The sequence below is a fragment of the Mesorhizobium sp. M7A.F.Ca.CA.003.01.2.1 genome, assembly GCF_003998945.1.
Lineage (GTDB): Bacteria > Pseudomonadota > Alphaproteobacteria > Rhizobiales > Rhizobiaceae > Mesorhizobium > Mesorhizobium ciceri.
The window spans coordinates 1-3,284 of the sequence record NZ_RZRA01000660.1 but is presented as its reverse complement, the minus strand read 5'-3'; the positions used below and the strand labels follow the sequence as shown (position 1 = coordinate 3,284).

Here is a 3,284-nt window from a genome sequence, read left to right as displayed (position 1 = left end):
GCGCTGCCTCGCTGGTGGTCAGCGGATTGGTGTTGGGCATCTCGAACACGGCGGTGACGCCGCCAAGCACGGCAGCGCGCGAACCCGTTTCCAAATCTTCCTTGTGCTCCAGTCCCGGCTCGCGAAAATGCACCTGGCTGTCGACGACACCCGGCAGGATATGCAGGCCGCGGCAGTCGATCGTCTCGCCGGCCGAGGCCTGGCGGAGATCGCCGATGGCAGCGATGCGCCCGTCCTTCACGCCGATGTCGCGAGCCCCTTCGCCGTCATGGTTGACCACTGTGCCGCCTGTCAGGATGAGGTCGTAGATCATGGCCATGCTCTCTTGCGGGGGGAGTGCCAGCGGCTTACGTAAAGGCCGACCATTTTGCAAGATCAGGTTGCTTTTCCGCCCATGCCCTGTGCCCAGCTCAAAGACCGCGCCCTCATTTCCGTATCAGGTCCGGATGCCGAGCATTTTTTGCAGAACATCCTGACCACCGATCTCGACATCCTGGCTCCCGGCGAAGCCAAACCCGGTGCGCTGCTGACGCCGCAAGGCAAGATCCTGTTCGATTTCCTGATCTCCCGCACCGGCGAGAATGCATTCCGGCTCGAATGCCGTGCCGACATATCGGACGATTTCGTACGCCGGCTGACGCTCTACAAACTGCGCGCCAAGGTCGAGATTACCAAATCCGATCAGGCGTTTGTCACCGTCGCGTGGGGACATGAATCAACACCCTCACAATCTGATTCAACGGCGGCCGCCGACACACGCTTTCCGAAGGGTGCCGTCACGCGTTCCTATGGCGAAACGGATGAGCCCGGCGATCTTGCCGCGTGGCAAGCCTTCCGCATTGTCGGCGGCATTGCCGAAAGCGGCAGCGACTACCAACTCGGAGACGCCTTCCCCCACGATGTGCTGCTGGACGAAACCGGCGGCATCGGCTTCAAGAAGGGCTGCTATGTCGGCCAGGAGGTCGTCTCGCGCATGCAGCATCGCGGCACGGCCAGGCGGCGCGTGCTGATTGCATCGGCCAACAGGCCCCTGCCCGCGCCCGGCACCGAGCTGACCGTCGCAGGCAGGCCGGTTGGCACGCTCGGCTCGACCGTAGACACGACCGGTCTGGCCATTGCGCGCATCGACCGGGTCAAGGCGGCGCTCGATGCCGGCCAGCCGATCATGGCCGGGGACGTTCCGTTAACGCTGGCCATTCCCGGTTGGGCAAAATTCGCCTTCCCGCAGGAAGCCGTCAGCGCGGAGGAGGCCTGATGGCGGCCGACCGCGTCGGCGCGCCGGCACGCGCCTGGCAGCGCATGCTGTCGGGCCGCCGGCTCGATTTGCTCGACCCCTCGCCGCTCGACATCGAGATTTCGGACATTGCGCACGGGCTCGCCCGCGTTGCCCGCTGGAACGGCCAGACCAGCGGCGAGCATGCGTTTTCGGTCGCCCAGCACTCGCTGCTGGTCGAAGCGCTGTTCTGCGACCTGGTGCCCGAGGCTTCGGCCGACGCCCGGCTGGCGGCCCTGCTGCACGACGCCCCCGAATATGTCATCGGCGACATGATCTCGCCGTTCAAATCGGTGATGGGCGGCAGCTACAAGGATTGTGAGTTACGGCTGCAGCGCGCCATCCATCTGCGCTTCTCGCTGCCTCCGGAACCAAGTGCTGCGCTGCGCAAGGAGATCAAGCGCGCCGACCAGATCGCCGCCTATTTCGAGGCAACGCTGCTCGCCGGCTTTTCGACCGCCGAGGCGACCGAGTTCTTCGGCCGTCCGCGCGGCTTCAATGCCGACCGCTTCGATTTCACGCCACGTTCGGTGACCTGGGCGCAGAACGCGTTTCTGAAACGGTTTTCGGCGATCGAGACGTCGCGGCATCAGGTTTCGGCGACCGCAATCGGCTAAAGCGCGTCGCGCTGAAACGGATTCACGCGACGCGCTTTAGGTCTTTTTATGCATGTCATTCCCCCAAAACCGAGGTCACTTTTGGGCGACATGCATTAAAACGCTAAATTAACCAGCGGCGACCACAGTAGCTTGTTCGATCACGGTCCGCAGGCGCGCTCATGCCCGTCGCTGATGCCAAGGATGGTTCGGCCGTCCCGAAACGGGAGGCCGAAGGCATGGACCGCTCCCGCCACATGGAAGACGAACTGCGGGAGCAGAACCAACGCTTTTCGGCTGCGGTCGAGAACATGTCGCACGGCCTGTGCATGTTCGACGCCGACGAGCGGATGATCATCTGCAACGGCAACTACCTAAACATCTTTTGCCTCGACGCCAGGGTGATAAGGCCCGGCATCCGGTTCCTCGACATTCTGCGCCACAGCGTCGATATCGGCGTCGCCTCGCAAACCGCCGACGAACTCTACGCCATCCGCAAGCCCTATATCGATCAGGCAAAGCCCTCGACCTACGAAGAAACACTGTCGGACGGCCGCATCGTCAGCATCTCGCACCGCCCTCTGGCTCTGGGCGGCTGGGTTTCGATCTATGAAGACATCACCGAGCAGCGCCGCGCGCAAGAGGATCTCAAGGAGCAGCACCGCCGCTTCGACGCAGCGCTCGCCAACATGTCGCAAGGCTTGCTGATGTATGACGCCGACGGCAAGATGATCGTGCGAAACCGGCGTTTTCTGGAGCTCTACAAGGTCACCCCGGCGGATTTTCCGCTTGGAACGACGCACCGCGACGCGCTCGAACGGTTGCTGGAACTCGGCATCTATACGAAGATCGATGTCGACAGCGAAGTCGCCAAGACCGAAGCCTGTCTGGCGGCGGCAAAAATGCATTCGGCCTATCGGCATCTTACCGACGGCAGGACGGTTTTGGTCACACGTCGGCCGATGGATGGCGGCGGCTGGGTGGTGACCTTCGACGACGTCACCGAACGTCGCCGCACCGAAGAGCGCATGACCCATCTTGCGCATCACGACACGCTGACGGGATTGCCCAACCGCTCGATGTTTCGCGAACGGCTCGACCTTGCGCTGGAGGACACGGCGGCCACGCCGCTGGCGATCTTCTCGCTCGATCTCGATCGCTTCAAGGCAGTCAACGACACCTGGGGACATCCGGCCGGCGACTGGCTGCTGAAGACCGTGGCCGAGCGGCTGCAGCGCTGCCTGCATAATGAAAACGACGTCGTTGCCCGCTTCGGCGGCGACGAATTCGTCATCATCCAGTTCAATTTCAAGGGCATTGCCAATGCTGAAAAACTCGCGAAGCGCATCGTCGAGACAATCGGAAAACCGTTCCGCGACAAGAGCCGCGAGATGCATATCGGCATCAGCCTGGGC

3 protein-coding genes and 1 pseudogene are annotated in these 3,284 nt (G+C 62.8%); 3 read left to right on the top strand and 1 reads right to left on the bottom strand.

Annotated elements, in window-relative coordinates; translation table 11 throughout:
• Positions 1-319: pseudogene (locus EN969_RS23200) on the bottom strand (amidohydrolase family protein); the annotation flags it as partial.
• Between the two features lie 75 nt (positions 320-394).
• On the opposite strand from EN969_RS23200, the gene EN969_RS23195 reads away from it, so the two are divergent.
• From EN969_RS23195 to EN969_RS23185, 3 genes are all read left to right on the top strand, one after another.
• Positions 395-1,255: a folate-binding protein YgfZ gene (locus EN969_RS23195; protein ID WP_127419426.1), complete on the top strand. Its 861-nt coding sequence runs from the start codon at positions 395-397 to the stop codon at positions 1,253-1,255.
• Entirely contained in the window at positions 1,255-1,890 is a 636-nt protein-coding gene (locus EN969_RS23190; RefSeq protein ID WP_013532569.1) for an HD family hydrolase, read from the top strand. The genes EN969_RS23195 and EN969_RS23190 overlap by 1 nt, the downstream gene beginning before the upstream one ends.
• Before the next feature lie 161 nt (positions 1,891-2,051).
• Positions 2,052-3,284, top strand: a 1,233-nt coding sequence (locus tag EN969_RS23185; protein ID WP_127419425.1) for a PAS-domain containing protein, incomplete at its 3' end; no start/stop codon positions are given.